Source organism: Paracoccus sulfuroxidans (genome assembly GCF_007830335.1).
GTDB lineage: Bacteria > Pseudomonadota > Alphaproteobacteria > Rhodobacterales > Rhodobacteraceae > Paracoccus > Paracoccus sulfuroxidans.
On the sequence record NZ_VLKU01000007.1, the window covers coordinates 58904 to 84843 of the forward strand.

At 67.0% G+C, this 25940-nt stretch carries 23 protein-coding genes; 11 read left to right on the plus strand and 12 right to left on the minus strand.

Annotation, left to right across the window (positions count from 1 at the left end; genetic code table 11):
- Positions 1-9: 9 nt before the first annotated feature.
- Complete coding sequence (gene mutL / locus IQ24_RS11910) at positions 10-1830, minus strand: DNA mismatch repair endonuclease MutL (protein ID WP_145398189.1); 1821 nt, start codon at positions 1828-1830, stop codon at positions 10-12.
- Positions 1831-1959: 129 nt separating this feature from the next.
- Here mutL and IQ24_RS20245 point away from each other — a divergent pair, with 129 nt between their 5' ends.
- Positions 1960-2136 carry a hypothetical protein gene (locus tag IQ24_RS20245; RefSeq protein ID WP_199756555.1) on the plus strand — a complete coding sequence of 59 codons (177 nt, stop codon included), beginning with the start codon at positions 1960-1962 and terminating at the stop codon, positions 2134-2136.
- Positions 2137-2180: 44 nt separating this feature from the next.
- Here IQ24_RS20245 and IQ24_RS11915 read toward each other — a convergent pair whose 3' ends face one another.
- From IQ24_RS11915 to IQ24_RS11945, 7 genes are all read right to left on the minus strand, one after another.
- On the minus strand, positions 2181-3500 hold the full coding sequence (locus IQ24_RS11915) for a M16 family metallopeptidase (protein ID WP_145398190.1): 1320 nt from the start codon (positions 3498-3500) through the stop codon (positions 2181-2183).
- On the minus strand, positions 3497-4933 hold the full coding sequence (locus IQ24_RS11920) for a M16 family metallopeptidase (protein ID WP_145398191.1): 1437 nt from the start codon (positions 4931-4933) through the stop codon (positions 3497-3499). The genes IQ24_RS11915 and IQ24_RS11920 overlap by 4 nt, the downstream gene beginning before the upstream one ends.
- A 120-nt stretch (positions 4934-5053) precedes the next feature.
- Positions 5054-5617: a DUF3035 domain-containing protein gene (locus tag IQ24_RS11925; RefSeq protein ID WP_145398482.1), complete on the minus strand. Its 564-nt coding sequence runs from the start codon at positions 5615-5617 to the stop codon at positions 5054-5056.
- A 40-nt stretch (positions 5618-5657) separates the two neighbouring features.
- Positions 5658-6314 (minus strand): signal peptidase II, encoded by a 657-nt coding sequence (gene lspA / locus IQ24_RS11930; protein ID WP_145398192.1) that lies wholly within the window; start codon positions 6312-6314, stop codon positions 5658-5660.
- A 13-nt stretch (positions 6315-6327) separates the two neighbouring features.
- A complete protein-coding gene (gene purH / locus IQ24_RS11935) occupies positions 6328-7917 on the minus strand; it encodes a bifunctional phosphoribosylaminoimidazolecarboxamide formyltransferase/IMP cyclohydrolase (RefSeq protein WP_145398193.1) in 1590 nt (529 codons plus the stop codon).
- A gap of 26 nt (positions 7918-7943) precedes the next feature.
- Positions 7944-9611, minus strand: coding sequence for a heparinase II/III family protein (locus IQ24_RS11940; RefSeq protein ID WP_242008122.1), 1668 nt, complete (start codon positions 9609-9611; stop codon positions 7944-7946).
- Positions 9612-9630: 19 nt separating this feature from the next.
- Positions 9631-10902, minus strand: coding sequence for an RsmB/NOP family class I SAM-dependent RNA methyltransferase (locus IQ24_RS11945; protein WP_145398194.1), 1272 nt, complete (start codon positions 10900-10902; stop codon positions 9631-9633).
- Positions 10903-10956: 54 nt separating this feature from the next.
- Here IQ24_RS11945 and IQ24_RS11950 point away from each other — a divergent pair, with 54 nt between their 5' ends.
- The 8 genes from IQ24_RS11950 (at position 10957) to IQ24_RS11985 (ending at position 20201) form a co-directional block, all read left to right on the plus strand.
- Positions 10957-11130, plus strand: a complete 174-nt coding sequence (locus IQ24_RS11950; protein ID WP_145398195.1) for a DUF1674 domain-containing protein — start codon at positions 10957-10959, stop codon at positions 11128-11130.
- A gap of 257 nt (positions 11131-11387) precedes the next feature.
- A complete protein-coding gene (locus IQ24_RS11955; RefSeq protein ID WP_242008129.1) occupies positions 11388-12485 on the plus strand; it encodes an efflux RND transporter periplasmic adaptor subunit in 1098 nt (365 codons plus the stop codon).
- Positions 12486-12491: 6 nt separating this feature from the next.
- Complete coding sequence (locus IQ24_RS11960) at positions 12492-15602, plus strand: efflux RND transporter permease subunit (RefSeq protein WP_145398197.1); 3111 nt, start codon at positions 12492-12494, stop codon at positions 15600-15602.
- Positions 15599-16651 carry a selenide, water dikinase SelD gene (gene selD, locus IQ24_RS11965; protein WP_145398198.1) on the plus strand — a complete coding sequence of 351 codons (1053 nt, stop codon included), beginning with the start codon at positions 15599-15601 and terminating at the stop codon, positions 16649-16651. The genes IQ24_RS11960 and selD overlap by 4 nt, the downstream gene beginning before the upstream one ends.
- A gap of 22 nt (positions 16652-16673) precedes the next feature.
- Entirely contained in the window at positions 16674-17099 is a 426-nt protein-coding gene (locus IQ24_RS11970; RefSeq protein ID WP_145398199.1) for a PaaI family thioesterase, read from the plus strand.
- A gap of 190 nt (positions 17100-17289) precedes the next feature.
- Positions 17290-17943, plus strand: coding sequence for a protein-L-isoaspartate O-methyltransferase family protein (locus IQ24_RS11975; protein WP_145398200.1), 654 nt, complete (start codon positions 17290-17292; stop codon positions 17941-17943).
- A gap of 21 nt (positions 17944-17964) precedes the next feature.
- Positions 17965-19356, plus strand: a complete 1392-nt coding sequence (locus IQ24_RS11980) for a TolC family outer membrane protein (protein WP_145398201.1) — start codon at positions 17965-17967, stop codon at positions 19354-19356.
- Between the two features lie 32 nt (positions 19357-19388).
- Positions 19389-20201: a hypothetical protein gene (locus tag IQ24_RS11985; protein ID WP_145398202.1), complete on the plus strand. Its 813-nt coding sequence runs from the start codon at positions 19389-19391 to the stop codon at positions 20199-20201.
- Positions 20202-20239: 38 nt separating this feature from the next.
- On the opposite strand, the gene IQ24_RS11990 is transcribed toward IQ24_RS11985, so the two are convergent.
- Genes IQ24_RS11990 through surE form a run of 3 tightly spaced genes read right to left on the minus strand, consistent with a single transcriptional unit; the run spans position 20240 to position 22905 of the window.
- Positions 20240-21418, minus strand: coding sequence for a LysM peptidoglycan-binding domain-containing protein (locus IQ24_RS11990; RefSeq protein WP_145398203.1), 1179 nt, complete (start codon positions 21416-21418; stop codon positions 20240-20242).
- 31 nt (positions 21419-21449) lie between these two features.
- On the minus strand, positions 21450-22100 hold the full coding sequence (locus IQ24_RS11995; protein WP_145398204.1) for a protein-L-isoaspartate(D-aspartate) O-methyltransferase: 651 nt from the start codon (positions 22098-22100) through the stop codon (positions 21450-21452).
- A gap of 10 nt (positions 22101-22110) precedes the next feature.
- Positions 22111-22905: a 5'/3'-nucleotidase SurE gene (surE, locus tag IQ24_RS12000; RefSeq protein ID WP_145398205.1), complete on the minus strand. Its 795-nt coding sequence runs from the start codon at positions 22903-22905 to the stop codon at positions 22111-22113.
- A 135-nt stretch (positions 22906-23040) separates the two neighbouring features.
- Here surE and IQ24_RS12005 point away from each other — a divergent pair, with 135 nt between their 5' ends.
- Both IQ24_RS12005 and IQ24_RS12010 read left to right on the plus strand, forming a co-directional pair.
- Positions 23041-23964 (plus strand): sulfite exporter TauE/SafE family protein, encoded by a 924-nt coding sequence (locus IQ24_RS12005; RefSeq protein ID WP_145398206.1) that lies wholly within the window; start codon positions 23041-23043, stop codon positions 23962-23964.
- Positions 23961-24800, plus strand: a complete 840-nt coding sequence (locus IQ24_RS12010; protein ID WP_145398207.1) for a TIGR02186 family protein — start codon at positions 23961-23963, stop codon at positions 24798-24800. Before IQ24_RS12005 ends, IQ24_RS12010 begins: the two co-directional genes overlap by 4 nt.
- On the opposite strand, the gene IQ24_RS12015 is transcribed toward IQ24_RS12010, so the two are convergent.
- The gene (locus tag IQ24_RS12015) at positions 24797-25930 is read right to left on the minus strand and encodes a GNAT family N-acetyltransferase (protein ID WP_145398208.1); all 1134 of its coding nucleotides are present in this window, start codon (positions 25928-25930) and stop codon (positions 24797-24799) included. The genes IQ24_RS12010 and IQ24_RS12015 overlap by 4 nt on opposite strands.
- Positions 25931-25940 lie beyond the last annotated feature (10 nt).

Below are 25940 nucleotides of genomic sequence, written 5' to 3' on the forward strand. Positions count from 1 at the left end.
CGGCCTGAATCAGCGGCCAAACAGACGTTCGATGTCGGTCAGCTTCAGCTCGACCCAGGTCGGGCGGCCATGGTTGCACTGGCCGGATTTCGGAGTCCGCTCCATTTCGCGCAGCAGGGCGTTCATCTCGTCGGCGCTCATCCGACGCCCGGACCGGACCGAGCCGTGGCAGGCCATCGACGACAGGACCGCATCCACCCGCGCCTTCAGCCGATCGGAACTGCCCTGATCGGCCAGATCGTCCAGAATGTCGCGCAGCAGCGCCTTGGCATCCAGCCGCCCCAGCAGCGCGGGCACTTCGCGCACGGCAACCGCACCGCCGCCGAAGGCCTCGATCACCATGCCAAGGCCTGCCAGTTCGTCGGCGATGGCTAGGATGCGGTCGGCGTCGTCCTGCGACAACTCGACAATCTCGGGGATCAGCAGCGCTTGCGAGGGGATGCCGTTCGCCTCGGCCAGCGCCTTCAGACGCTCATAGACCAGCCGCTCGTGCGCGGCGTGCTGATCGACGATGACGATGCCGGTGGCGGTCTGCGCGATGATCCAGTTTTCATGGAGCTGTGCCCGCGCGGCCCCCAGTGGGGCGGCCTCGGGCGCGGGAAGGGCGTCGGGTTCAGGCTCAACCCGGGCCGAGGGCGCCTCGGCAAACCCCGGCGCCTGAAAGGCGAAGGACGCCGCAATCGCCGGGGCCGAGGGGCGATAATCGGCCTGATAGCTGCGATAGGTGGCCGCCTGCATCGGCTGCGGTTCGATCAGGGCCGCGCCAAGCGCCGCCGTCCCGACCGTCGTCGATGAGCGGTGACCCGCCCCCGCCAGCGTATGGCGCAGTGCGCTGACGACCAGCCCGCGCGCGATGCCAGGGTCGCGAAACCGGACCTCGGCCTTGGCGGGGTGGACGTTCACGTCGACCTGATGCGGGTCGCAGGTGATGAACAGCACCGCCGCCGGGTGCCGCCCCGAAGGCAGCACGTCCATATAGCCCGCCCGCAGGGCCCCGGTCAGCAGCTTGTCGCGGACCGGGCGACCGTTCACGTAAAGATGCTGGGCCACCGCCGCGCCGCGCGAATAGGTGGGCAGGGCCGCAAATCCGGTCAGCGTCAGCCCGTCCCGCTCGGCATCGATGGTCAGGGCGTTTTCGGTGAATTCCGCCCCCATGACGCGGGTCAGCCGGGTTTGCAGCGCGCCGAACAGCTCGCCCTGCTCGGCGTCGGCGCGAAACAGGATGCGCGCCTCCTCCTCATCGGTCAGGGTGAAGCCGACATAGGGCTCGGCCATGGCCAGACGGCGGATGGTCTCAGTGATGGCCTGAGTCTCGGCCCGGTCGCTGCGCAGGAATTTCAGCCGCGCGGGGGTGGCAAAGAACAGGTCGCGCAGCTCGACCACCGTGCCGCGATTGGCGGCGGCAGGCCGGACTGGGCCGAAGCGCCCGCCCGCGACCGAGATCTGCGCGCCGTCATGCCCCTCGGCCCGGCTGGTGATCGTCAGACGCCCGACCGCGCCAAGGCTGGGCAGCGCCTCGCCCCGGAAGCCGAAGCTGCGGATGTCCAGAAGATCGCTGCCGTCGATCTTCGAGGTCGCATGCCGGGCCAGCGCCATCGGCAGATCCTCGGGCGTCATGCCGCAGCCGTCATCGCTGACGCGGATCAGCCCCTTGCCGCCGCGCGCAATGGCGATCTCGATCCGGGTCGCGCCTGCGTCCAGCGCGGTTTCGACCAGTTCCTTGACGGCCGAGGCCGGACGCTCGACCACCTCGCCCGCCGCGATGCGGTTGGCGGCGGCCTCATCAAGCTGGCGAATGACCGGGCGTATGTTGGGGGCATGGGAATTCATGCCCCCAGATATAGCAGGACCGGAATTCCCCGAAAAGCATTTCATCGGCATTTGCCGCATCAGGCGGAACCATTCGCCCCGTCAAAACGATAGTTTTCCATGCAACATGAACAGCATGGGAGAAGAGCGATGACGAAAGCCTTGCCTATTCTGATGTCTGGACTGGTGCTGGCTTTGGCCTCTTGCGGCCCCAACACCGCGACGCGCGCCACGACGGGCGCAGCCACCGGCGCGGTGGTCGCAGGACCGGTCGGCGCGGTGGCGGGCGCGGCCGTTGGCGGCAGCGGCATGGTTCAGGTGAAATAGCAGGGGTTGCCAGCGACGCGGGAGACGCGCCGCTGGCAGTCCGATTATTCCGCGGGGTCCGAAGTAATGCCCTCGGGTCGACCGACCAGCACGAAGCGCAGCTTGTCCGAGCTTAGCAGCCTTGCGGCCACGCGCTTCACATCCTCGGCCGTGACGGCCTCGACCTTGGCGTTGCGGGTGTTCACATAGTCGCGCGGGAAGCCCACCAGCTGCATGCCCGCCAGAATGCCCGAGATCCGGCCATTGCCATCAAAGCGCAGCGGATATTCCCCGGTCAGATAGGTCTTGGCGTCGGTCAGTTCCTTTTCCGTCACGCCATCCTTCGCCATCCGGTCCCATTCGGCGCGGATCAGCGGGATCGCCTCGGCCACCTTGGCATTGGCGCTGGCCAACCCACCCTGCCAGGTGTTGCCGTAAGCACCGTTCGACAGCGTCGTGCCGACGCCATAGGTCAGGCCGCGCTTCTCTCGGATCTCCTCCATCAGGCGCGAGGAGAAACCGCCGCCGCCCAGAATATGATCGGCCACGAAGGCGGCGAAATAGTCCGGATCGTCGATGGGCAGGCTTTCCTGCGCGAAGGCCACGACCGTCTGCGGGCTGTCCCAGTCGATCACGGTGACACCGCCGGTCAGCGCAAGCTGCGCCTTTTCGGGCAGGGGGGCCGAGCCCTCGGCGGGCAGACCGCCCAGCACCTTGTCGATCAGCGGGCCAAGCTCTTCCGCCGTGATGTCGCCGGTGGCCGAGACGATGACGCGGTCGCGCGCCATCAGCCGGGCCTTGGCGTCCAGCAGATCGTCGCGCGTCAGCGCCGCCACCGATTCGCGCGTCCCGTTGATCGAGGTCGCATAGGGGTGATCGCCCCAGGCCTGCCGCGCCAGTTCCTTCGCGGCAATGGACTGCGGATCGGTCGCTTCCGAGCGGATGACGGCCTGCAACTGGCCGCGCACCCGCTCGATGGCGTCGGCGTCAAAGCGCGGCTCGGTCAGCGCCAGCCGCCACAGTTCTGCCGCCTCATCGCGGTTTTCGCTGAGTGCACGCGCGCTCAGCACCATGGCGTCATCGCTGGCATCGAAGCTGGCGCGCGCGCCCAGCGTCTCGACAGCTTCGGCATATTGGGTCGCGTTCATCTCGCCCGCGCCCTCTTCCAGAAGCGAGGTCATCAGGATCACCGCGCCGCGTTTGTCGGGGGCGTCCATGCTGGCGCCGCCCCGGAACATGAAGGTGAAGGCGGTGAAGGGGATCGAGTGATCCTCGACCAGCCAGGCCTTGATCCCGCCGGGCGAGGTGACCTCCTGAATGTCGGTCGCGCGCGCGGGCAGCGTGGCCAGCGCCAGAAAGACGAATGTGGCAATGGCGCGGATCATTCCGAGGCCTCCGGATTGTCGACGGGATCGGCGGTCGAAGTGGCAGGGCCGGGTGCGGAAACCGCGGCTTCGGGATCAGCGGGCGGCGCATCCGGTGGCGGCACCAGCCAGGCGGTGACCGTGGCCGGGTTCTCCAGCACCAGTTTCGCGGCGGTGCGGATATCGTCGGGCGTCACCTCGGCCAGGATCGAGGACCAGTCGTTCACATCCTCGATCCCCAGCCCGATGGCCAGCCCCTGACCATAGTCATAGGCGCGACCATGGGCCGAGTCCTGCTTGTAGACCTCGGCCGCGCGGATCTGCGTCTTCACGCGCTCAAGCTGCGCCTCATCGGGGCCGTCGCGCAGGAAATCCTGCAGCGCGGCGTCCAGCGCCTTTTCGGCATCCTCGTTCGAGATGTCGGGGGTCGGTGCCAGCGACAGGGCAAAGGTGGTCTGATCGACCGTCAGCCCGTCATACCAGGCGTCAACGAACAGCGCCTTGCCGCCCAGCACCAGCTTCTGCCCCAGAACCGAGGTCTGCGGCGATCCGCCCAGCAGCGCCGCCAGAACGGTCAGGGCGGCGGCGGATTTCTGATCGCCAGGGTTGCGTTCGGGGGCTAGCACGCTGCGGATCATCGTCGGCTGCGGCACGCGCGGGTCCTCGCGGCTCATGCGGCGGGCCGCGACCTGCTGCGGCTCTTGCGGGCGGGGCTGGCGCAGGGCGTCGTCCTTGGGGGCGACGGGGCCATAATACTGCTCGGCCAGCTTGCGGACCTCATCGGCCGAGACATCGCCCGCCACCACCAGCACCGCATTGTTCGGCGCGTAATGGCTTTGGTACCAGTCGATCGCATCCTCGCGGGTCAGCTGCTCCATCTCGGCGCGCCAGCCGATGACCGGGCGGCGATAGGGGTGGTTGTAATACTGGACCGCATTGCGTTCCTCGCCAAACAGCGCCGAGGGGTCGCTGTCGGTGCGCTGCGCGCGTTCCTCCAGCACCACCTCGCGTTCGGCCTGCCAGTCATCCTCACCGATCTTCAGATTGGCCATCCGGTCGGATTCCATGTCGAAGATCAGCGGCAGCCGGTCCGATGCGATGCGCTGGAAATAGGTGGTGAAATCATAGCTGGTGAAGGCGTTGTCCATACCGCCATTGGCGGTCACGGTCTTCGACAGCTCACCCGGCCCCAGCTTGTCGGTGCCCTTGAACATCAGGTGTTCAAGGTAATGGGCGATGCCGGATTTGCCCGGCGCCTCATCGGCCGAGCCGATCTTGTACCACAGCATCTGCACGACGACGGGCGCGCGATGGTCCTCGATGACGACGGCCTCAAGCCCGTTGTTCAGTTTGAAATGGCTGATCCCCGCGGGCATCTCGGCCAGTGCAGGAAGCCCCGAAACGGCCAGCGACAGCGCCGCGAGGCCAGGGGTACGGAAAGGGATAAATCGCATGGACAGGCTCCGCTTGCGGCTTGGCGAAGAACCTGCCCGCTTGAACGGGGCTGTGCAAGGCCGCGTCAGGTCCGGCCCGGTGAACTTCGCGCGAGCAAGCGCGGGCAGGCCCGCCGGGGATCAGTCCCCGGCCAGCACAGGTGCGGCGTTCTGCACCGGCGCGACATTGCCCTGCTCGCGGTAGCGCGGCGGCGAGGCGGGCATCTGAACACCGGTCGGACGCCAGCGCTCGGCCTCGGCCCAGCTGTCCAGCGTCATCGGCTTGTAGGCGCGGTAATAGACGTTCGTGCGCGCCAGCACCTCAAGCAGGCGACGCGAGTGGCGGCTGCGCCATTCCACATCCTCTTGCGCGGTACGCTGGCGGATGCCCGCATCGCGGCCAAGGCGCGAGGCATAGGCGATCAGCGCGCCGTCAGCCGCACCCACGCCCTGAGCCGAAAGCTGCGCGGGGTTGCCGCCAAGGGCCGCCACCGCATCGCCCATGGGCGTCGGGTCGGTGATGTTCGCCCCGCCCGGGGTGGGGGTCGGCAGCATATTCAGATCGGGCGGCATCTGCAGGGGCTTCGTCGGGACGATGGCGAATTCGTCCGGGCCACGCTTGCCCGCGCCGGGGTTCATCAGTTGCGGGTCGCTGCTGCAGGCAGCCAGCATCAGCGTCGTCAAAGTCAGCGCGATCACCCGCATCATTCGGCCTTTCTCGTCCCGGTTCGGGCCCGTTCTAGCGTCATTTCCCGGCCTCGTCACGGGTCTTGTCAACCGGCGTCGCATTGACCTCGGCCTTGGGCTTGGGCGCGGCGCGGGGTTTGCGCGGCTTGGCGGGCGCGGCCTCAGGCTTCGACTTCGCCTCGGGCGGTTGCAAAACCAGTCCGATTGCGCCCAGGAAAATGGCGATATCGGCCACGTTGAAGCTGTAGGGGTTGCGCCAGTTCGGCAGCGACATGTTCAGGAAGTCAGCGACCGCGCCATAGGCGATCCGGTCGATCACATTGCCCAGAGCGCCCCCGATCAGCAGGCCGGCGGAAACCTGCGCAAAGCGCGAGGGTCGCGTGCGCCCCAGCCAGACCCCGATCCAGACACAGACGCACAGCGCCACGACGATCAGCAGCCAGCGCGTCAGGTCGACATCGCTGGAGAAGAGGCCGAAGTTCATCCCCTGATTCCACGCCATGCGCAGGTTCAGCCAAGGGTCGATCAGGTCGATCTCGCGCACCACGTCCAGCCGCAGGACATGGACGACCACGTATTTCAGCACCTGATCCAGCAGGATGATCAACGCCGCGATCAGCCCGACATTGCGCATCACCGGCGGCCGGGGTTCGGGCGCCGGAGGCTGCTTGCGGGTGCGCGGCTTGCGCGCGGGTTTGGGCGCGTCCTCGGTCATCAGTCCTCGGCCATCAGTGGCGGAAATGCCGCTGCCCGGTAAAGACCATGGCAAGGCCCAGCCGGTCGGCGGTCTCGATCACCTCGGCGTCGCGCATCGAGCCGCCGGGCTGGATCACCGCCTTGGCTCCGGCCTCGGCCAGCGCCTCGATGCCGTCGGCGAAGGGGAAGAACGCGTCCGAGGCCACGGCCGAGCCGATGGTCAGCGCCTGCGAAAGCCCCAGAACCTCGGCCATATCCTCGGATTTGCGCTTGCCGATGCGGGTGGAATCGACGCGGCTCATCTGGCCTGCGCCGATGCCCACGGTCGCCAGATCGCGCGCATAGACGATGGCGTTCGACTTGACGTGCTTGGCGACGGTCCAGGCGAACAGCAGATCGTTCAGCTCGTCCTCGGACGGCTGGCGCTTGGTCACCACCTTCAGATCGGGGCGCAGAATGCGGCCATTGTCGCGGCCCTGCACCAGGAACCCGCCCGCCACCTGACGGAAGGAAAGGCCCGGTGCCGCCGGATCGGGCAGGCCGCCAGTGGTCAGCAGGCGCAGGTTCTTCTTGGCCGCGAAGATCTCTTTCGCCTCATCGGTCGCGTCGGGCGCGATGACGACTTCGGTGAAGATTTCGGTGATAGCATGGGCGGTTTCGCCGTCGAGCACCGTGTTCAGCGCGATAATGCCGCCAAAGGCCGAGGTCCGGTCGCAGTCGAAGGCGCGCTTGTAGGCCTCGACCGCCGAGGTGCCGCGCGCCACGCCGCAAGGGTTTGCGTGCTTGATGATGGCGACGGCCGGGCCTTCCGAGGGGTCGAATTCGGCCACCAGCTCGAAAGCGGCGTCGGTGTCGTTGATGTTGTTGTAGGACAGTTCCTTGCCCTGCCACTGGCGCGCGGTCGCGACGCCCGGACGGGCCGAGCCGTCGGTGTAGAAGGCTGCCGCCTGATGCGGGTTTTCGCCATAGCGCAGACCCTGCGCCAGCTTGCCCGCGAAGGTGCGGCGGCGCGGCGTTTCCTCGCCGATCGCATTCGCCATCCAGGTCGAGACCGCCGCGTCATAGGCCGCCGTGCGGGCATAGGCGATCTGCGCCTGACGCTGGCGGAAGGGATAGCTGATCCTGTCGTCGTTGCGATCCAGTTCGGCCAGAACAGCGGAATAATCCTCGACATCGACCACGACGGTGACAAAGGCGTGGTTCTTGGCGGCAGCCCGGATCATCGCGGGACCGCCGATGTCGATGTTCTCGATGCAGTCGTCATAGGCCGCGCCCTTGGCGACGGTTTCCTCGAACGGGTAGAGGTTCACCACCAGCAGATCGATCATGTCGATGTCATGCGTCTTGGCGGCGGCCATATGTTCCTGATTGTCGCGCAGCGCCAGCAGGCCACCATGCACGACCGGGTGCAGCGTCTTGACGCGACCGTCCATCATTTCCGGAAAACCCGTGACATCAGCCACGTCGACGACGGTCAGCCCGGCCTGACGCAGCGTGCGGGCAGTTCCACCGGTCGACAGAAGCTCGACCCCGCGGGCAGCAAGCGCTCGGGCAAATTCGACCAGCCCTGTCTTGTCGGATACAGAGATCAGCGCGCGTTTCAGCGGAATGCGGTCGTTCATCGAAAGTCCCCGGTTTTGCCTGCCTGTCACCTAGCGCCACAGCGCGCCAAGGTCCAGCCAATCTGGATCGCGCGCCCGTGCAAATGCCCGGAAAGGACGATCTGTCGCGACGGGCGCGGCTCGGGCATGGCGCGGTCCAGAAGGCAGGAGGGATCCAGCCGCAGGCTGCAAAGCCCGTCATGGCCGAACTGCCATTCCTCGCCCGAAGGCAGCGTCAGCCGCACGCCGCCTGGCACGGTCCGCGTGCGGATGTCAGGGTGCAGGTGGAAGCGGATCTCGAACCCAAGGCCCGATTGCGGGCGCATGGTCTCAAGCTGCTCCTGCGCCGCCTCATCCAGCGCGGCCAGCGAATCCTCGCCCCGCAGGGTGGTGCCGTCAGGGTCCAGCCACAATTCGCGCACATGGGTCAGGCCGTGGCTGTCCAGCCAGCCGTCATGCCCGGCCAGCAGATGCGCCTCTTCATGGGAATGGGCCTGACCGAAATCGGCGGGCAGCAGATTGCCCAGCGAATCGCAATCGCCCGCCCAGACGCGGGTCGGGCGCTCGGCCAGAATGTCGGGCTCACCCTCCAGCCGGGCGCGGTTCAGCCGGGCCGAGGAGAGGCCCGCCAGACACAGCGCCGAATGGCAGGGCGTGGCCCGGCTGGCGCGCGCCCAAAGCGGGCCGAACCCGTCGCCCGGACCGCAGTTCACGATCAGCGGCTGGCGATGCACCGTCAGCTCGAACCCCAGCGTCGAGGCATGCGCCCGGACCGAGGCCAGCCCGCCGGGCGGCGATGCCGCGTCCAAAATCAGCGTCGTGCGTCCGCGCGCCATATGCGCAAAGCCCATCGCCAGCCCCACCTGTGGCAGCGCCGGGCCATCGGCGGCCCGCAGGCAATGGTCCAGCCGGCCCGCCGCGCCGCGCCCGCCGCCATGGAAGCTGGGCAGTGCGCCATCGGCATGGCGCAGCGCCCGCAGGACCGGGGCGATCGTCGCGATCATCTGGCGTAGGTCGTCGGGCGGGGTGATCCCGGCCTGATCGGCGACCTCCTGCGTCCAGACCAGCAGCGCCATCGCCTCCAGCAGCGACTCGGGCGAGCGCATCTCGGCCAGCGTGGCCAGCCCCATGGCGTCGACTTCCTCGGCCAGAGTGATCAGCACGGGCTGCACCAGATCGGCCTGTCCCTCCAGCGACATGACCGCGATGGCAAGTCCCACAAGGGTCTCCAGCCGTGGCAGCCCATCGGGGCTCGCGAACCAGCATTCCTGCAGATGCCCGATCTGCATGGCCAGCGAGGTGAAGAACGGCGCCGAGGCCTCACGATCCAGCCCCGGCAGAATCATCCCCGCGTGAAACACCCAGCGCAGCAGGCGGCGGCCGGTGATGTCGGGGGCCCATTGCGGCGTCTCGGGTCGGGGCTGGCGGTTGCGGCGGCACCAGTCCAGCACGCGATCCTGCGCCACGGCGCGCGCACGCGGCGTCGCCACCGCCGCCAGATCGTCCAGCCAGCCGAAGCCATGCAGCTCGGCCTGAACCGAGGGCGGCGTGTCGGCGGCGAAAGGATCGCCCTGCAGCAGGGTGCCGCCCAGACGCAGGTCTCCCTCGATGATCTGATGCCCACGCCCGGCATGGCCGATCGCCTTCGGCTCGGGCCGGTGCAGGAAACGTCCTGTCTGGGTGGAGGGCTGGTCGGTCATGGGGTGATCGGACATGAAAAGCGTCTTCAAAAGCTTAGGTCGGTGACAGCGGCTTTCGCAAGCGGACGATGAAGAACCCGTCCATTCCGCCGCGATCCGGCCACAGGTCGGGACGCAGGCGCAGCGCGCCTTCGGGCGTGATCCATTCTGGCGCAATGCCGGGAAGGTCCGGCCGCTCGACCGTCAGGTCGGGGTGGCGGGACAGGGTGGCGGCCAGCTGATCCTCTCCCTCGGCCTGCAGAAGCGAGCAGGTCGCGAAGACCAGCCGCCCGCCGGGGGCCAGCAGGTCCAGCGCATGGTCGATCAGCTTCGATTGCAGCTCGATCAGCCCGGGCAGGGCCGAGCCGTCGCGGATCAGCGGCAGTTCGGGGTGACGGCGGATGGTGCCGGTCGCCGAACAGGGCGCGTCCAGCAGCACCGCATCCAGCGGCGCGGCAGGCCGCCATTCCAGCGCATCCGTCTCGATCAGGGTGGCGGCCAGTTCGCAGCGCTCAAGGTTCTGGGCCACCCGCTCAAGCCGCGCGCCCGAGATGTCGATGGCGGTCACCCGCGCGCCAGCCGCCGCCAGTTGCAGCGTCTTGCCGCCGGGGGCGGCGCAGAGATCGGCGATCTGTTCGCCCGGTTGCGGGTCCAGCACGCGCACGGCCATGGCCGCAGCCGCGTCCTGCACCCACCAGTCGCCCGCCTCGAACCCTGCAAGCGCGCTGACCTGCGTGCCTGATGGCAAGCGATGCGAGCCGGTGGGCAGCGCTTCACCCGGGGCCTCGCGATCCGGTCGCGGCGTCAGGTCCAAGGGGGCGCCAGCCTCATGCGCGGCCTCGATGGCCAGCGCGGCGGCATTGCCCCAGGCGCGGCCCACGGGCTTGCGCAGCCAGACGGGCATCTGCTGGGCGGGCAGCGCCGCCCATGCCTCACCCGCTTCCGAGGCGCGACGCAGCACGGCGTTCACCATGCCTGCCGCCGCCTGCCCCTTCTTGCCCATCTGCCGCGCCAGCGCGACGGCGGTGCTGACGACGCCATGCGGTGCCTCGCCCAAGGCGTGCATCTCGACCACGGCAAGGCGCAGAAGCCATTGGATTTCGGGGCGCGGGCGGCGGTTCACGAAGGGCGCCAGCAGCGCATCCGCGCGGTCGACGCGGCGCAGCACCTCGCGGGCCAGACGGCGCGCGCGGGCACGCCCGGCGGGCGGCAGATCTTCCAGCACGCCCTCGGCCTCATCCAGCGTCGCACCGGAGGCGACCGCCTGCAGCAGTTGCAGCGCCCCGGCCCTTGCGCCGTCGCCCCTTGGCTTCTCCGACTTGTTCAATGCATGCCCCTTGCCTAGATTACCGACAATTAGCGCCAACCGGGAGAAACCGCCATGACCGACCGCAAGGAGCTGCCGCCCGAGGCCGTTCGCGCCCTGGCCGAGGCCGAAGAGCGCCGCAAGAATGCCAAGCCCATCGTCCTGCCGGTCGAGCTGGGCGGCCGCGACGGGCCCGAACCCGTGCGCTTCGGCGATTACGAGAAAAAGGGCATCGCCGTCGATTTCTAGACTACGGCGCGCCCTCGACCTCGCTCATGAAAGCGTGAGCGGGTTTGCGCGCTTCATTTACTTGCCATTGGGTTTCACTGGCTAAAAAGTGCCGAAACAGAAACTCCAGCACGCAGGCAAGTAACGGCATGGCCTCAGCAAGGGCTCTTTTCATTTTCGTGGCAGCGGCTTTGCTGGCGTCCCATCAGGCATTCGCCCAAAGCGGCCCGCGGGGCGGAGGCGCACGTGGTGGCGGCGGTCCGACCGAGGTCGGCGTGATGACCACCGCCGAAGAAGACGTGCCATATACCGTCACCCTGCCCGGTCGTGCCATCGCGTTTCAGGAAACCAGCATCCGCCCGCAGGTCGGCGGCGAGGTGCTGGAAATCGTCTATGAGCCGGGCCATCCGGTCAAAACCGGCGACGTGCTGTTCCGCCTTGACCCCGAAACGCTGGCCGCCGCACTGGCGGCTGCGGATGCGGCGGTGGCGGGCGCGCAGGCCAGCCTGACCTCGGCCCAGAACACCGTCACGCGCTATCGGCGGCTGGAGGGTTCGGGGGTCTCATCGGTCGATCTTTCCAATGCCGAGGTGGCGCTTTTGCAGGCCGAGGCGAACCTGAAATCGGCCGAGGCCGCGCGCGATGCCGCCAAGCTGTCGCTGGACCGGACCGAGATCACCAGCCCCATCGACGGCATGTCCGACGTGGCCTCGGTCTCGGTCGGGGATATCGTCACCGCCAGCCAGTCCGAGGCCCTGACCACCGTCACCCAGCTGGACCCGATCTATGTCGACGTGTCGGAATCCAGCGCCCGGATGCTGCGCAACCGCGAGCGCATCGACTCGGGCAAGCTGGTCACCAATGGCCATGTCGAGACGCAGCTGATCCTTGAAACGGGCGAGCAATATGGCGAAACCGGGCGCATCGTCAGCCCGGGCATCACCGTCTCGCCGACGACCGGCACCGTGCCGATCCGCCTGCAGTTCCAGAACGCGCAAAGCATGATCCTGCCCGGCCAGTTCCTGCGCGTGCAGATGACGCTGGGCACGACGCGGGCCATTCTGGTGCCGCAACGTGCGACCAACCGGGCCTCGGACGGGACGCTGACGGCCTTCGTCGCGCGCGAGGGCAAGGCGCAGCAGGTCACGCTTAGCGAGGCGGGGACCTACAAGAACAGCTGGATCGTCACCCAAGGCATCCTGCCGGGCGAGGCGCTGATCCTTGACGGGTTGCAGGACCTGCGTGTGGGCACCGATGTGACCACTGTGCCCGTCACCATCGACAGTCAGGGCGTGGTGCAGAATGCCGAAGCGGTGCAGGCCCCTGCCGATGCGGCGGGCGAGACGCCCGCCCCGGCCGCGCGAACGGCGGATTGACGGGCCATGGCACAGTTCTTCATTCACCGCCCCGTCTTCGCCTGGGTGCTGGCCATCGTGACGATGCTGGTCGGGGGCTTTTCCCTGCTTTCGCTGCCGGTGTCGCAATATCCCGATATCGCGCCGACGACGGTGCGCATTTCCGCCAGCTATTCAGGCGCGACGGCCCGCGCCGTCCAGAACTCGGTCACTACACCCATCGAGGACGCGCTGACAGGGCTGGACGGGCTGTTGTATTCAGTCTCGTCTTCTTCGACGGGACGGTCGTCGATCACCCTGACCTTCGATGACAGCGTCGATCCGGTCGATGCGCTGAACGAGGTGCAATCGAAGGTCCGTTCGGTCGAAGGACGCCTGCCCGGTCCGGTGCAGAATGACGGCGTCAGCGTCAGCCGGTCGTCCTCCTCGATTCTGATGGTCGGCTCGCTGGTTTCGACCGGCAGCAAGCACAGCACCATCGAGCTGGGGAACCTGCTGGAGCAGGTCGTCGAAGGCCCGGTCAAGCGGACCGAGGGCGTGGGCGGGATCAACGTCTTCGGCTCGGGCTATGCCATGCGGATCTGGATGGATCCGATGCGGCTGGCGCAGTTCCAGCTGACGCCCACCGACATCACGCAGGCCGTCGCGGCGCAGAACAGCACCGTATCGGTGGGCAGTCTGGGCAGCCAGCCCGTCGTTCAGGGCCAGCAGTTCACCGCCAATATCACCGCGCAAAGCCAGCTGACCTCGATTGACGACTTCCTGAACATCCTGCTGAAGACCGGCGCGGACGGCGCCTCGGTCCGGCTGGGCGATGTCGCAGATGTCGAGATCGGGCAGGCCAGCTATGGCCGCGATTCGCGCTTCAACGGCATGAATTCCTCGGGCTTCGGGGTGAACCTTGCAACCGGCGCGAATGCGGTCGAAACCGCCGCCGCCGTGCGTGCGACGCTGGACGGGCTGAAGAACGCCCTGCCCGAAGGGGTCGAGATCCGCATCGCCTATGACACCGCGCCCTTCGTCGAGCTGTCGATCGAGAAGGTCTATCACACCCTGCTGGAAGCGATTGCGCTGGTCTTTCTGGTTATCCTGATCTTCCTGCAGAACTGGCGCGCCACGCTGATCCCGATCATCGCGATCCCGGTGGTGCTGCTGGGTACGTTCGGCATGCTGGCGGCGCTTGGCTATTCGGTGAACACGCTGACCATGTTCGCCATGGTGCTGGCCATCGGCCTTCTGGTCGATGACGCCATCGTCGTCGTCGAAAACGTCGAGCGTGTCATGGCCGAGGACAAGCTGGACCCCGTTGCCGCGACCGAGAAAAGCATGGGCCAGATCAGCGGCGCGCTGATCGGGATCGCACTGGTCCTGTCGGCGGTGTTCCTGCCCATGGGGTTCATGCCCGGCTCGACCGGGGTGATCTATCGGCAATTCTCGGTCACGATCATCACCGCGATGGTGCTGTCGTTGCTGGTGGCGCTGATCCTGACGCCCGCCATGTGCGCAAGCCTGCTGAAGGCCAATCACCAGCCGGTCCGTTTCGGCCCGGCACGCTGGTTCAATCGCAATTTCGACCGGGTGACGCGGGGCTATGGCGCGACGGTGCGCAGCACCCTGCGCCGTCCGTTTCTGGTCATGCTGGTGCTGGCAGGCGTCGCCTATGGCGCGTCCGATCTGTTCGGACGCATGACCACAACCTTCATCCCCTCCGAGGATCAGGGCGTGCTGCAGGCCCGCATCTCGCTGAGCGAGGGGGCGACGGCGCAGCAGACGGCCTCGGTCGTGCGCGAGATCGAGGATTATCTGCTTAACGACGAAAAGGCGGCGGTCGAGTCGGCCTTCGTCAGCATGGGCTTCGGCTTCTCGGGCACCTCGCAAAGTCAGGCGATGATGTTCATCAAGCTGCGCGACTTCGACCAGCGCAAATCGGCGGATCTGGCAGCCTCGGCCGTGGCGCAGCGGGCGAACATGAAGTTCAACAAGCACCGCGCCGGACGGATCATGTTCATGCAGCCGCCTGCGATCCCGCGTCTGGGCAACTCGGCAGGCTTCAGCATGTATCTGCTGGACCAGTCGGGCAGCGGCATCGACGCCCTGCTGGCCGCCGCCGACCAGCTTGAAACGATTGCCGAGACCGATCCGCGGCTGCAGAACGTGCAAAGCAGCGGCTCGGATGATGAGGCGGCGCTGCGCATCGACATCGACCAGCAGAAGGCCGAAAGCCTGGGGGTCAGCGTCACGGCGGTGAACTCGATGCTGTCGACGATCTTCGCGGGGACCGAGGTCAACGATTTCGCCCTTGGCGCGCAGTTGCGTCCGGTGATCGTGCAGGCCGCCGCCAAGAACCGCATGCAGCCCGAGGATGTCGACAGCTGGTACGCCCGCAACACCAATGGCGAGATGGTGCCCTTCACCTCGTTCATGTCCATGCGGTGGGAGCCGGTCGAGCCCAGCCTGTCGCGCATGGACGGCATCGACGCGGTCGAGATCACCGGTCAAGAGGCCGAGGGCTACAGCTCGGGCGTCGCCATGTCGGCGATGGAGGAGCTGGTCGCCGACCTGCCCGGCGGCTACGGCACCGCCTGGACGGGGCTGAGCTTTCAGGAACGCCAGTCGGGCAATCAGGCGCCCTATCTGTTCGCGCTGTCGGCGCTGGTCGTCTTCCTGTCGCTGGCCGCACTTTACGAAAGCTGGTCGATCCCGTTTTCGGTCATGCTGTCGGTTCCGGTCGGCATTCTGGGCGCGGTGATCGCCGCGCTGACCTTCGGGCAGGCGAATGACGTCTATTTCAAGGTGGGGATCCTGACGACCATCGGCCTTGCCGCCAAGAACGCCATCCTGATCGTCGAATTCGCCAAGGAATTGCAGGAGAAAGGCAAAAGCCTGATCGAGGCCGCGACCGAGGCCGCCGAGCTGCGGCTGCGGCCGATCCTGATGACCTCGCTGGCCTTCATCCTGGGCGTGCTGCCGCTGGCGATTGCGACCGGCGCGGGGGCGGCGGCGCAGAATTCGATCGGCGTCGGCGTCATGGGCGGAATGATCGCCGCGACCTTCCTTGGCATCTTCATGGTTCCCGCATTGTACGTTACGGTCCGCAAATTGACTGACCGTCGTCGCAAGGAGGAGACCGCGCCATGACCACGGACACAAGCGCACCACGTCTGACATCGCTGGCCCATGGCGGAGGCTGCGGCTGCAAGCTTGCGCCCTCGGTCCTGCGTGAACTCCTGGCGGATCAGCCGCTGGCGCAGGCCTTCCCGCAGCTTCTGGTCGGCACCGAGACCGGCGATGACGCCGCCGTCTGGCAGGTCGACAAGAACACCTGCGTGATCGCCACGACCGACTTTTTCATGCCGATGGTCGATGATCCGCGCGATTTCGGCCGCATCGCCGCCGCGAACGCGATCTCTGACATCTATGCCATGGGCGGCAAGCCGATCATGGCGCTGGCCATTCTGGGCATGCCCATCGACAAGATGGCCCCCGAAACCATCCGCGAGATCCTGCAGGGTGGTCGCGACATCTGTGCCAAGGCGGGAATTCCGGTGGCGGGCGGCCATTCCATCGACGCGCCCGAGCCGATCTATGGCCTGGCCGTCATCGGCATCTGTCACCCCGACCAGCTGCGCCGCAACGCCGATGCGCAGCCGGGTGACGTGCTGATCCTGACCAAGGGGCTGGGCGTCGGCGTCTATTCCGCCGCGATCAAGAAAGAGGCGCTGGACGCCGCTGGTCTGACCGAAATGGTGGCTTCGACCACCACGCTCAACAAGGTTGGCACCGATCTGGCCGCCTGGCCCGATGTTCATGCGATCACCGATGTGACGGGCTTCGGCATTCTGGGCCACGGGCTTGAAGTGGCGCGGGGCGCAGGCGTGCATCTGCACATCCGCTTTGACGATCTGCCGCTGCTGTCGCAGGCGTCGGCACTGGCACAGGCGGGGTTTGCGACCGGCGCCTCGCCCCGGAACTGGGCCGCCTATGGCGCCGAAGTCTCGTTGCCCGACAGCATGTCCGGCTGGCAACGGGCGCTGCTGACGGATCCGCAGACCTCGGGCGGGCTGCTGGTCGCCTGCAACCCCGAAGCGGTCGAGGATCTGCTGGCGATGATCCGCGAGGCGGGCTTCCCGCTGGCCTCGATCATCGGCCGGGTCGAGGCGGGCAAGCCCGGCATCACCGTCGAATGACGCATTCTCAGGGGGAACGATCATGACCGAGGATGAGCTGGTCCAGCTGGTCGCCGACAACCAACCCGCCTTCGCGCTGCATGTGGGCCTGCGGATCATCCGCGCCACCATGGACGAGGTGCTGGCCGAAATGCCGGTGACCGAGGCGCTCTCGAATCGCAATGGCGTCCTGCATGGCGGGGCGATCATGGGCTTTGCCGACAATGTCGGCGGCACGGCGGCGCAGATCAACCTGCGCCCGGGCGAGGCGACGACGACCATCGAAAGCAAGACGAACTTCCTGCGCCCCATCCGCATCGGCGATGTTGCCTATGGCCGTGCCATCGCGCTGCACAAGGGCCGCACGACGATGGTCTGGCAAACCACGATCACCCGGGGCGACGGCAAGGTGGCGGCCATCGTGACCCAGACCCAGATGGTGATGGAGTGGAAGGACCCCGCGCCGTGACCCAAGGTCTGGGGCATCCATGCCGCAGGTCGCGGGCTCAAAGCGCCGCCCACGCCGGAATGGGGTTTCCGTTCGCGGTGAGTGCTGGCAAACTGGCGCTGTCCCGGGGCGTTACGGATCGCGTGCCGTTGCCCGTGCCGCTTTTTCGTGCCAATAGGGCGCGAAGGCAACCCAGAGCAGGTTTCGCAGAATGACCGATTTCGCGCAGCGTCGCACCATGATGGTTGACACTCAGGTTCGTCCGAACGAAGTCACCTCCTATCCCGTAATCGAGGCCATGCTGAATGTCCCGCGCGAACAATTCGTGCCGGACGCGCGCCGCGACGTCGCCTATGCCGGCGAAAACATCGACCTGCGCCCGGGTCGCGTGCTGCTTGAGCCGCGCACGCTGGGTCGCATGATCGAAGTGCTGGATCTGCAGAACAGCGATCTGGTGCTGCATGTCGGCTGCGGGCTTGGATATAGCGCCGCCGTCATGGCCCGCATCGTCGAGGCCGTTGTCGCGGTCGAGGAAGACGCCGACATGGCCGCCGACGCGCAAGAGCGTCTGTCCGCGCAAGAGGTCTATAACGTCGCCGTCGTGCACGGGCCTCTGAACGAAGGCTATGCCAAGCAGGGTCCCTATGACGTGATCCTGATCGAAGGCGCGATCGAAGAACTGCCCGCTGCCCTTTCCGACCAGCTGCGCGATGGCGGCCGGATCGTCGCGCTGTTTCTGGAAGGCAACCTAGGCGTCGTCCGCATCGGTCAGAAGATCGACGGACGGGTCAACTGGCGTTTCGCCTTCAACGCCGCCGCCCCGCTGCTGCCGGGATTTGCCCGCAAAATGGGCTTTGTACTGTAACTCCAGACGGAAGGGCCGCGAATGCTTCTTGGGACACTTCAAAAACTGCGCCGCCCTCTGATCGCCGCGCTTTTTGCGACCGGGCTTGCGGTTCCGGCCAACGCAGAATCGCTGGCGGATGCGATGGTCTCGGCCTATCGGACCTCGGCGCTGCTGGATCAGAACCGCGCCGTCCTGCGCGCGGCCGACGAAGACACCGCTGCGGCCATCGCCGCGCTGCGGCCCGTGCTGCAATGGGTCGCGCAGTACTCGTACCAGAACATCGAGGGCGTCGACCTTCAGTCCAGCAGCATCGCGCTTCAGGCGCAGGTCACGCTTTATGACTGGGGCCGGAACGCCATCGCCATCGACATCGCCAAGGAATCGGTTCTGGCGACACGTCAGGCGCTGGTTGGGGTCGAGCAGGACGTGCTGCTGGGTGCCGTTCAGGCCTATCTGGACGTGCGCCGCGCCACCGAACAGGTCGAGCTGCAGCAGAACTCGGTCCGCGTGATCGGGCAGGAACAGCGCGCCGCGACCGACCGTTTCGAGGTGGGTGAGATCACCCAGACCGACGTGGCGCAGGCCGATGCAGCGCTGGCCGCCGCCCGCGCCAGCCTTGCTTCGGCCGAGGGTGACCTTGCCATCGCGCGTGAGGCCTACCGTGCCTCGACCGGCCATATGCCGAACCGGCTGGATCAGCCGCCACCCACGCCGACGCTTCCCGCCTCGCTGGAGACGGCGCGCAGCATCGGGCAGCGCACCCACCCCTCGATCCGGCAGGCGCAGCGCCAGACCGCCGCAGCCGAGCTGGGCGTTCAGGCCGCCGTGGCCGAGCGCAATCCGACGCTGACCGGCACCGCCTCGATCAGCTCGCAGCGCAGCAAGTCGCAGATTACCCTGGATTCTTCGACGACCGATGTCGGCCAGGTTCAGCTGCAGATGTCGCAGACGATCTATTCGGGCGGGCGTCTGCCCTCGGCCCATCGCAAGGCGATGGCGAATCGCGATCAGGCGCGGGCCGCGCTGGTGAACACCGCGCGTCTGGTCGATCAGGCCGTGGGTCAGGCATGGGCGCAGATCGACGTCGCGCGGGCGCTGATCCGCTCGATCGACGAACAGATCGCCGCCGCGCAGCAGGCCTATGAAGGCGTGCGCGAGGAAGCCACGCTGGGCGCCCGCACCACGCTCGATGTGCTGGACGCCGAACAGGCCCTGCTGTCGGCACGGGCGGACAAGATCTCTGCAGAGGCCAATCTGCAGTTAGCACATTATCAACTTCTGGCTGCTATGGGTTTGTTGACGGTTGAAAACCTGAAACTGGGGATCCCCACCTATGACCCATCGGCCTATTACAATGCGGTGCAGGATGCGCCGTTCACCAGTCGGCAAGGCCAAAGCCTTGACCGGGTGCTGCGCGCCATCGGCCAGTAAGACTGCCCTGACGCATAAACCGGCGGCCCGCCATGCAGAATGATGTGATGCATGCGGGCCAGACGGCCATGGTTTCGGAAAATGTGGGCGACGTTCTGGCCTCGATCCGGCGCCTGATCGCGCAGGACGGCGGCGCGGGACGCCTGATGGCCTCGCCGGACGTCGCCGCAGCCTTCCGCCATGCGGACCTGCTGAACGCCCGCGTCGCGGAAAGCGCGACACCCGATCTGCGACAGGTCGCCGCCCCGCCACCCGAAGAAATGACGGCCCCCCTGACGCTTGAGCGGGACAATCTGGTCGCGCCGGAGGCCCCCTCTCAGCCGGTGCTGCGCCTGCACCTGACCCCCAGCTTCGCTGACCTGCCCGAGCCTGAGGCAAGCCATCCGGTTGCTGCCGCCACGCAGGTCGACACGGCTCCGGCCGCCAGCCCAAAGCTCGAAGCGCCTGCGCCGGTCTGGCCCGCGGCTGCGGCTGCGGCTCTATCCACGCAAAACGCTGAACCTGCGCCAGTGGTCGTGGAAGCAGCCATGCCGCAACTCAGCCAAGCTGTCGACCCGCCCGTCACACCCATCGCAGCTGCGCTGACCGAAGACTTGGCCCCACCTGTCGGGCTCGCGTCACCGGATGCGCCGCCCCCCGAGGAAGTAGCCGACCTTCACCTCTTCGCCCCCGAAGACGAGGAACTGGCCTATAGCTCGGTGCTGCGCAGCCTGATCCGCGATGCCATCCGGCAGGAGCTGCAGGGAGAGATGGGGGGCCGCTTCAGCCGCAATCTGCGGCAGGTCATCCGGCATGAGGTCGACCTGGCCCTGCGTCAGGCACGCCGCGCACGGCCAAGCATCTGACCTGCTGGCCCCCATTCACGGGGGCCGGTCGTCAGATCTCAGTTCAGGTATTTCTCGGGATCGGTGCTTTCAAAGCCGTTGCGCACCTCGAAATGGACGACGCCCTGATTGCGGGCCTTGCCCAACGCCGCGCCCGCGCTGACCTGCTGGCCCTTGCTGACCGTCACGTCATCAAGTCCGGCATAGACCGTCATCAGGTTGCCGTCATGGCGCACCACGATGATCGGGACGCCATCGACGTCGCGGGTGATCGCCGCGACGGTGCCGGACCCGGCTGCCGAAACCGTGCTGCCCGGGGCTGCCGAAATGTCGATGCCCTCGTTCTTGCCCTTCTCATAGGTGCGCACGATCGAGCCATTGGCCGGCATCCGGAAACGCCCGTTGCCCGAGGCCGCCGTGCGGGTCTTGCCCAGATCCGGGCTCGCGGGCGTCGCGACGGGGGTTGAGGTTGGCGCGGTCTTCTCATTCGGCAGCGGCCCGGTTGCCGAGGGCGGCAGCGGGGTCGGGCTGCCTGCGCCGGGCGTGGTCGTCGCCGTGGTCGCGGTCTGCGGGCGGGCCGCACCTGCGACAGGGATCAGCAGGCGCTGGCCAACGCGCAGGCTCATGTCGCTGGGCAAGCCGTTCCACTGCGCCAGATCGCTGATCGAGACGTTGTATTTCCGCGCCACCGACCAGGCGGTCTCGCCGCTGGCGACCACATGCTGGCGCGGCTGGCTGGCAGCAGGCTGGGTCGCCCCAACCGGAGGAATGGTTTTCGAGGTGACGGCGGCTTCGGCATTCGGCTGGCGCACGCCCTGTCCGGCGAAGGGATCGGTGACCTGCCCGGTGCCGGTGACCGGGGCCGCCGTCGGCGCGCCTGCGGCGATCCGCCGGGGCAAGGCCACGACCGAGCCCGCATTCAGCGGCGAGCCCGCATCGATCGCGTTATATTGCGCCAGCTCGGCCGCGTTCAGCCCCAGACGCGCCGCGACGGTCGAGATCGTATCGCCCTGCCGCGCAATCGCGACCTGATAGCCGGGATAGGAGATCACGCCGCGCTGGTCGGGCGCGGGACGCGGTGCAGCCGCCGCTGCGGCCCCCGCGGTATCCAGCCCGCTGCGCCCGAAGCCGCGCAGGTCCGGGTCAAGGTTGCTAAGGTCCAGCTGACCATTCGGCCCGCAGGACACCAGCGCAACCGTTGCGCCTGCCGCCAGGACCCATCCTTTGAAATTCGCCATTCTGCCCGTCCTCATCCTTCGGTGGCGGGGGTCATGTCTGTCCCAACCCCTCGACCAGCGGCACGAAGCGCACCTGCCGCAACTCATCATATTCGAAGCCATGTTCTTCCCGGCGCACCCGGATCAGGGTCTGGACCGCGTCCGATTGGCCCACTGGCACGACCATGATACCGCCGATCTTCAACTGCGCCAAGAGCGGGCCGGGCGGATCCTCGGCCGCCGCTGTCACCATGATGCGATCAAAGGGGGCCTGCTCGGGCAGCCCGTGCGAGCCGTCGGCCACCAGCGTGGTGATGTTCGTCAGGTCGAAATGGCGAAACAGCGCCTCGGCCTCCGAGACCAGACGGCGGTGCCGGTCGATGGTATAGACGCGACGGCAAAGCAGCGCGAGGATCGCGGCCTGATAGCCCGATCCGGTCCCGATCTCGAGCACCTTGTCCCGCGGCCCGACCTGCAGCGCCTGCGTCATCAGCCCCACGACCGAGGGCTGGCTGATCGTCTGGCCGCAGGGAATGGGCAGGGGGGTGTCCTCATAGGCGCGGTCCTCGAAATGGCCGCGCACGAATTCACCCCGGTCGATGCGCTCCATCGCCTCCAGCACGCGCGGATCGGTCACGCCGCGCTGCCTGAGCGCGAACAGGAAGCGCATCTTGCGTTCGGCGAAATCCGGTTCGTCGGTCATGAGAGGCGCCTCATCCTTGCTGGAACGCTCCGCGCAGTTTCGTCATGCTGTCGTGGCAGGTCAGGTCAGGCCGCATCGGCGTGATCGAGACATAGCCCTTCATATTGGCGTCGACATCGCTGTCGGGCGTCGCGGGGCCGGTCTGCGGCCCGCCCAGAACCCAAAGGAAACGACGACCGTTCGGGGCGTCATAGGCCTCGACCTCGAAGCGCACATCCTGCCGCCGCCCCTGTGGGGCCACTTGCACGCCAAGGACCGAGGCCGCGTCGCAGGGCGGGAAGTTCACGTTGTAGAACAGGCGGAAATCGTCGCCATGGCCCCAGACGTCATGGGCCAGAAGCTTGCGGATCACCTCGGGCCCGTGCTTGCGCGAGCCCTCGAACGGGTCGGCCAGCTGCGCGGTGCCGATGCCCATGTATTGCGAGAGCGCAATGGCCGGAATGCCCTGCAGCGCAGCCTCCATAGCACCGCCGATGGTGCCCGAATACATGGCGTTCTCGCCCGAGTTGTTGCCCCGGTTCACGCCCGACAACACGAGATCCGGCAGCGCATCTGCCATCACATGCCCAAGCGCCGCCAGCACGCAATCGGCGGGCGAGCCTTCGGCCGCAAAACGGCGCGGGCCCAGCTCGGCGATCATGGTGGGATGGACGAAACTGATGCAATGCGCGACGCCCGATTGCTCGAAAGCGGGGGCCACGGTCCAGACCTCACCCCCGGGTCCGGCAACCTCGGTCGCGATGTCGTAAAGCGCCTCGAGACCCGGTGCGTTGATGCCATCGTCATTGGTGATCAGGATCCGCATCAGACACTCCGAATATCGCGCTTTCCGATATGCTTACCTGCGCGGAAAGGCTGCGGCAACCCGCGGCGGTGGCAGATGGTTTGACCTTGCGGCAAGTCGCAGGCAGGATCGGGTTGAAGCAGGGGCCGTGCAAACATGCAGATCTACCTTCCGATTGCCGAAGTGGTCGTCAACAGCCTGACATTGATCAGCCTTGGCGGCATCGTCGGGCTGATGTCGGGGCTGTTTGGCGTGGGCGGCGGCTTCCTGATCACGCCTTTGCTGTTCTTCATCGGCATTCCGCCTCCGATTGCGGTGGCGACCGGGGCGAACCAGGTGGTCGCCTCGTCCTTTTCGGGCGTGTTGGCGCATGTGAAGCGCAAGACGGTCGATTTCCGCATGGGATGGGTGCTGCTGGCAGGGGGGCTTGTCGGCTCATCCATCGGGGTCGGGATCTTCAACATCCTGCAGCGCATTGGTCAGGTCGATCTGGTCGTGCAGCTTTGTTACGTCGTGTTCCTGGGGCTGATCGGCGCCAGCATGCTGAAGGAGAGCCTCGGCGCGCTGCGCCGGGCGCGGCAGTCGGGGCCGGTCAAGCCGATGCGGCGCAACCAGCATGGCTGGGTGCATCGCTGGCCGATGAAGATGAAGTTCCGCGCCTCGGGCCTATATATCAGCGCCATCCCGGTGTTGCTGGTGGGGGCTGCGGTGGGGGTGCTGGGCGCGATCATGGGCGTCGGCGGCGGCTTCATCATGGTGCCCGCGATGATCTATCTGCTGGGCATGCCGACCAAGGTCGTCATCGGCACATCACTGTTCCAGATCACCTTCCTGTCCGCCTATACGACCCTGATGCATGCGGTGATGTCGAACACCGTCGACGTCATGCTGGCAGTCCTGCTGATCGTCGGCGGCGTCGTGGGCGCGCAGATCGGCACCAATCTGGGCGCGCGGCTGCGGGCCGAACAGCTGCGCATCCTGCTGGCGCTGCTGGTGCTGGCGGTCTGCGGCAAGCTGGCCTTGGACCTGTTCCTGCGGCCCGAAGATCTCTACTCGATCGCGCCGGGGATCCTGCAATGAGGGCGCGTGCGATCCTTCTGACACTGGCCCTGCTGCTGCCCTTTGGCGGCCATGCGCAGAACGCCATCCCGGGCTACCCCGAGCGGATCACCAACCCGCCGAATGTCACCGCCAAGCCCGAACCGGCCGAGACAGTCGTCGCCGGGCTTTCGCGCGAAGATGTTGAGATCACGACGAATTTCGACGGATCCGAGATCATCATCTATGGCGCGGTCAAGCGTGAGACACCGATCCCCAAAGGTTCGGCGCTGGATGTGATCGTTACTGTCGAGGGACCGCAGCAATCGGTCACCGTGCGCCACAAGGAACGCAAGCTGGGCATCTGGATCAACACCGGCCATGTCAGCATCGGGGCCGCGCCGAACTTCTATGTGGTCGCGACGACACGGCCGATGGAGACCATCCTCGACCCGGCCGAGGACCAGCGCTACCGCGTCTCGGTCCCGCTGGCGCTGCGCGCTTTCGCAGGTCCCGTGACGGTCGAGGACGCCGTTCCCTATACCGAGGCGCTCGTGCGCCTGCGCGAGGAGTCCGGGCTTTACCGGCTGGACGAGGGGGTCGTGCGGCTGGCCCAGCAGACGCTGTTTCGCGCCGATGTGCGCCTGCCCGCGAACCTGATCGAGGGCTATTACAGCACCCGCATCTTCCTGCTGCGGGACGGCAAGGTCATCGACACCTTCCGCGCACCCATCGACGTGCGCAAGGTGGGGCTGGAGCGGTGGCTCTATCGCCTCGCACTGAACCAGCCCTTCCTTTACGGCATCATGTCGCTGGCCATCGCCATGGCGGCGGGCTGGGGGGCCTCGGCGGCATTCCGGGCGTTTCGGCGGACCTAACCGCCGCGCCGGAACGGGCCCATCTCGGTCAGAATGGCGATGTCTTCGTCGACGGCGGCGCGTTCGCGCACCAGATAATCCGCGATGGCCTTGCGGAAACCCGGGTCGGCGACCCAGTGCAGCGAATGCGTCATGCTGGGCAGATAGCCGCGCGCCAGCTTGTGTTCGCCCTGCGCACCGGCCTCGACCCGTTTCAGCCCATGCGCAATCGCCCAGTCGATCGCCTGATGATAGCAGATCTCGAAATGCAGATAGGCGTGATCCTCAATGCAGCCCCAATAGCGGCCGTAAAGCGCGTCCTTGCCGATCAGGTTCAGCGCGCCCGCGATGGGGCGACCCTCGCGTTCGGCCAGCACCAGCAGGCAGTCGTCGCGCATGGTCTGATGCAGGCGCTGGAAGAAGTCGCGCGTCAGATAGGGGCGGCCCCATTTCCGGCTGCCGGTGTCCTGATAGAACTGCCAGAACGCGTCCCAATGCGCGGGTTGGATCTGGTCGCCGGTCAGGCTGACAATGGTGCCGCCGAACGCCAGCGCCCGCTCTCGCTCTTTGCGGATGGCCTTGCGCTTGCGCGATGAAAGCTGCGCCAGAAACTCGTCAAAGCTGGCATATCCGGCGTTCGGCCAATGGAACTGCTGGCTGCTGCGGGTCATGAAGCCCAAAGCGCCGCCGATTTCGGCCTCGGCCTCGGTGCAGAAGGTGACATGCGCGCCCGAGAGGCCGGAATCGGCCGCGACCTGCGCCATGGCTTCCAGCAGCGCGCCCTGCACCGCCGGATGGGCCGAAATGAGGCGCGGCCCGGTCACCGGCGTGAAGGGCACCGCGCATTGCAGCTTGGGATAATACTGTCCGCCCGCGCGCTGATAGGCCTCGGCCCAGCCATGGTCGAAGATGTATTCGCCCTGTGAATTGGTCTTGAGATAGCAGGGCGCGACGCCGACCACCTTGCCCTCGACCCGCGCGACCAGATGGCTGGGATGCCAGCCCGTGCGCTCTCCGACCGAGCCGGACTGCTCCAGCGCGGCCAGAAAACGATGCGTGGTGAACGGGTTGTCGCCCGCGCCGGTGCCGTCCCAATCCTCGGCGGGGATATCCAGAATATGGGCGTGGACGGAAATGCTAAGCTCGGTCATCTGGCTCAGA

Bases quoted from the DNA above. Each gene is read 5' to 3' on its own strand.
- IQ24_RS11915 (WP_145398190.1), bottom strand. From the start codon at position 3,500: ATGATCCGCGCCATTGCCACATTCGTCTTTCTGGCGCTGGCCACGCTG.
- IQ24_RS12010 (WP_145398207.1), top strand. From the start codon at position 23,961: ATGAGGGCGCGTGCGATCCTTCTGACACTGGCCCTGCTGCTGCCCTTT.
- IQ24_RS11955 (WP_242008129.1), top strand. From the start codon at position 11,388: ATGACCACCGCCGAAGAAGACGTGCCATATACCGTCACCCTGCCCGGT.
- IQ24_RS11925 (WP_145398482.1), bottom strand. From the start codon at position 5,617: ATGCGGGTGATCGCGCTGACTTTGACGACGCTGATGCTGGCTGCCTGC.
- selD (WP_145398198.1), top strand. From the start codon at position 15,599: ATGACCACGGACACAAGCGCACCACGTCTGACATCGCTGGCCCATGGC.
- IQ24_RS11950 (WP_145398195.1), top strand. From the start codon at position 10,957: ATGACCGACCGCAAGGAGCTGCCGCCCGAGGCCGTTCGCGCCCTGGCC.
- IQ24_RS11995 (WP_145398204.1), bottom strand. From the start codon at position 22,100: ATGACCGACGAACCGGATTTCGCCGAACGCAAGATGCGCTTCCTGTTC.
- IQ24_RS11980 (WP_145398201.1), top strand. From the start codon at position 17,965: ATGCTTCTTGGGACACTTCAAAAACTGCGCCGCCCTCTGATCGCCGCG.
- surE (WP_145398205.1), bottom strand. From the start codon at position 22,905: ATGCGGATCCTGATCACCAATGACGATGGCATCAACGCACCGGGTCTC.
- IQ24_RS12005 (WP_145398206.1), top strand. From the start codon at position 23,041: ATGCAGATCTACCTTCCGATTGCCGAAGTGGTCGTCAACAGCCTGACA.
- IQ24_RS11920 (WP_145398191.1), bottom strand. From the start codon at position 4,933: ATGCGATTTATCCCTTTCCGTACCCCTGGCCTCGCGGCGCTGTCGCTG.
- IQ24_RS11990 (WP_145398203.1), bottom strand. From the start codon at position 21,418: ATGGCGAATTTCAAAGGATGGGTCCTGGCGGCAGGCGCAACGGTTGCG.
- IQ24_RS12015 (WP_145398208.1), bottom strand. From the start codon at position 25,930: ATGACCGAGCTTAGCATTTCCGTCCACGCCCATATTCTGGATATCCCC.
- purH (WP_145398193.1), bottom strand. From the start codon at position 7,917: ATGAACGACCGCATTCCGCTGAAACGCGCGCTGATCTCTGTATCCGAC.
- lspA (WP_145398192.1), bottom strand. From the start codon at position 6,314: ATGACCGAGGACGCGCCCAAACCCGCGCGCAAGCCGCGCACCCGCAAG.
- IQ24_RS11975 (WP_145398200.1), top strand. From the start codon at position 17,290: ATGACCGATTTCGCGCAGCGTCGCACCATGATGGTTGACACTCAGGTT.
- IQ24_RS20245 (WP_199756555.1), top strand. From the start codon at position 1,960: ATGACGAAAGCCTTGCCTATTCTGATGTCTGGACTGGTGCTGGCTTTG.
- IQ24_RS11940 (WP_242008122.1), bottom strand. From the start codon at position 9,611: ATGTCCGATCACCCCATGACCGACCAGCCCTCCACCCAGACAGGACGT.
- mutL (WP_145398189.1), bottom strand. From the start codon at position 1,830: ATGAATTCCCATGCCCCCAACATACGCCCGGTCATTCGCCAGCTTGAT.
- IQ24_RS11970 (WP_145398199.1), top strand. From the start codon at position 16,674: ATGACCGAGGATGAGCTGGTCCAGCTGGTCGCCGACAACCAACCCGCC.
- IQ24_RS11985 (WP_145398202.1), top strand. From the start codon at position 19,389: ATGCAGAATGATGTGATGCATGCGGGCCAGACGGCCATGGTTTCGGAA.
- IQ24_RS11960 (WP_145398197.1), top strand. From the start codon at position 12,492: ATGGCACAGTTCTTCATTCACCGCCCCGTCTTCGCCTGGGTGCTGGCC.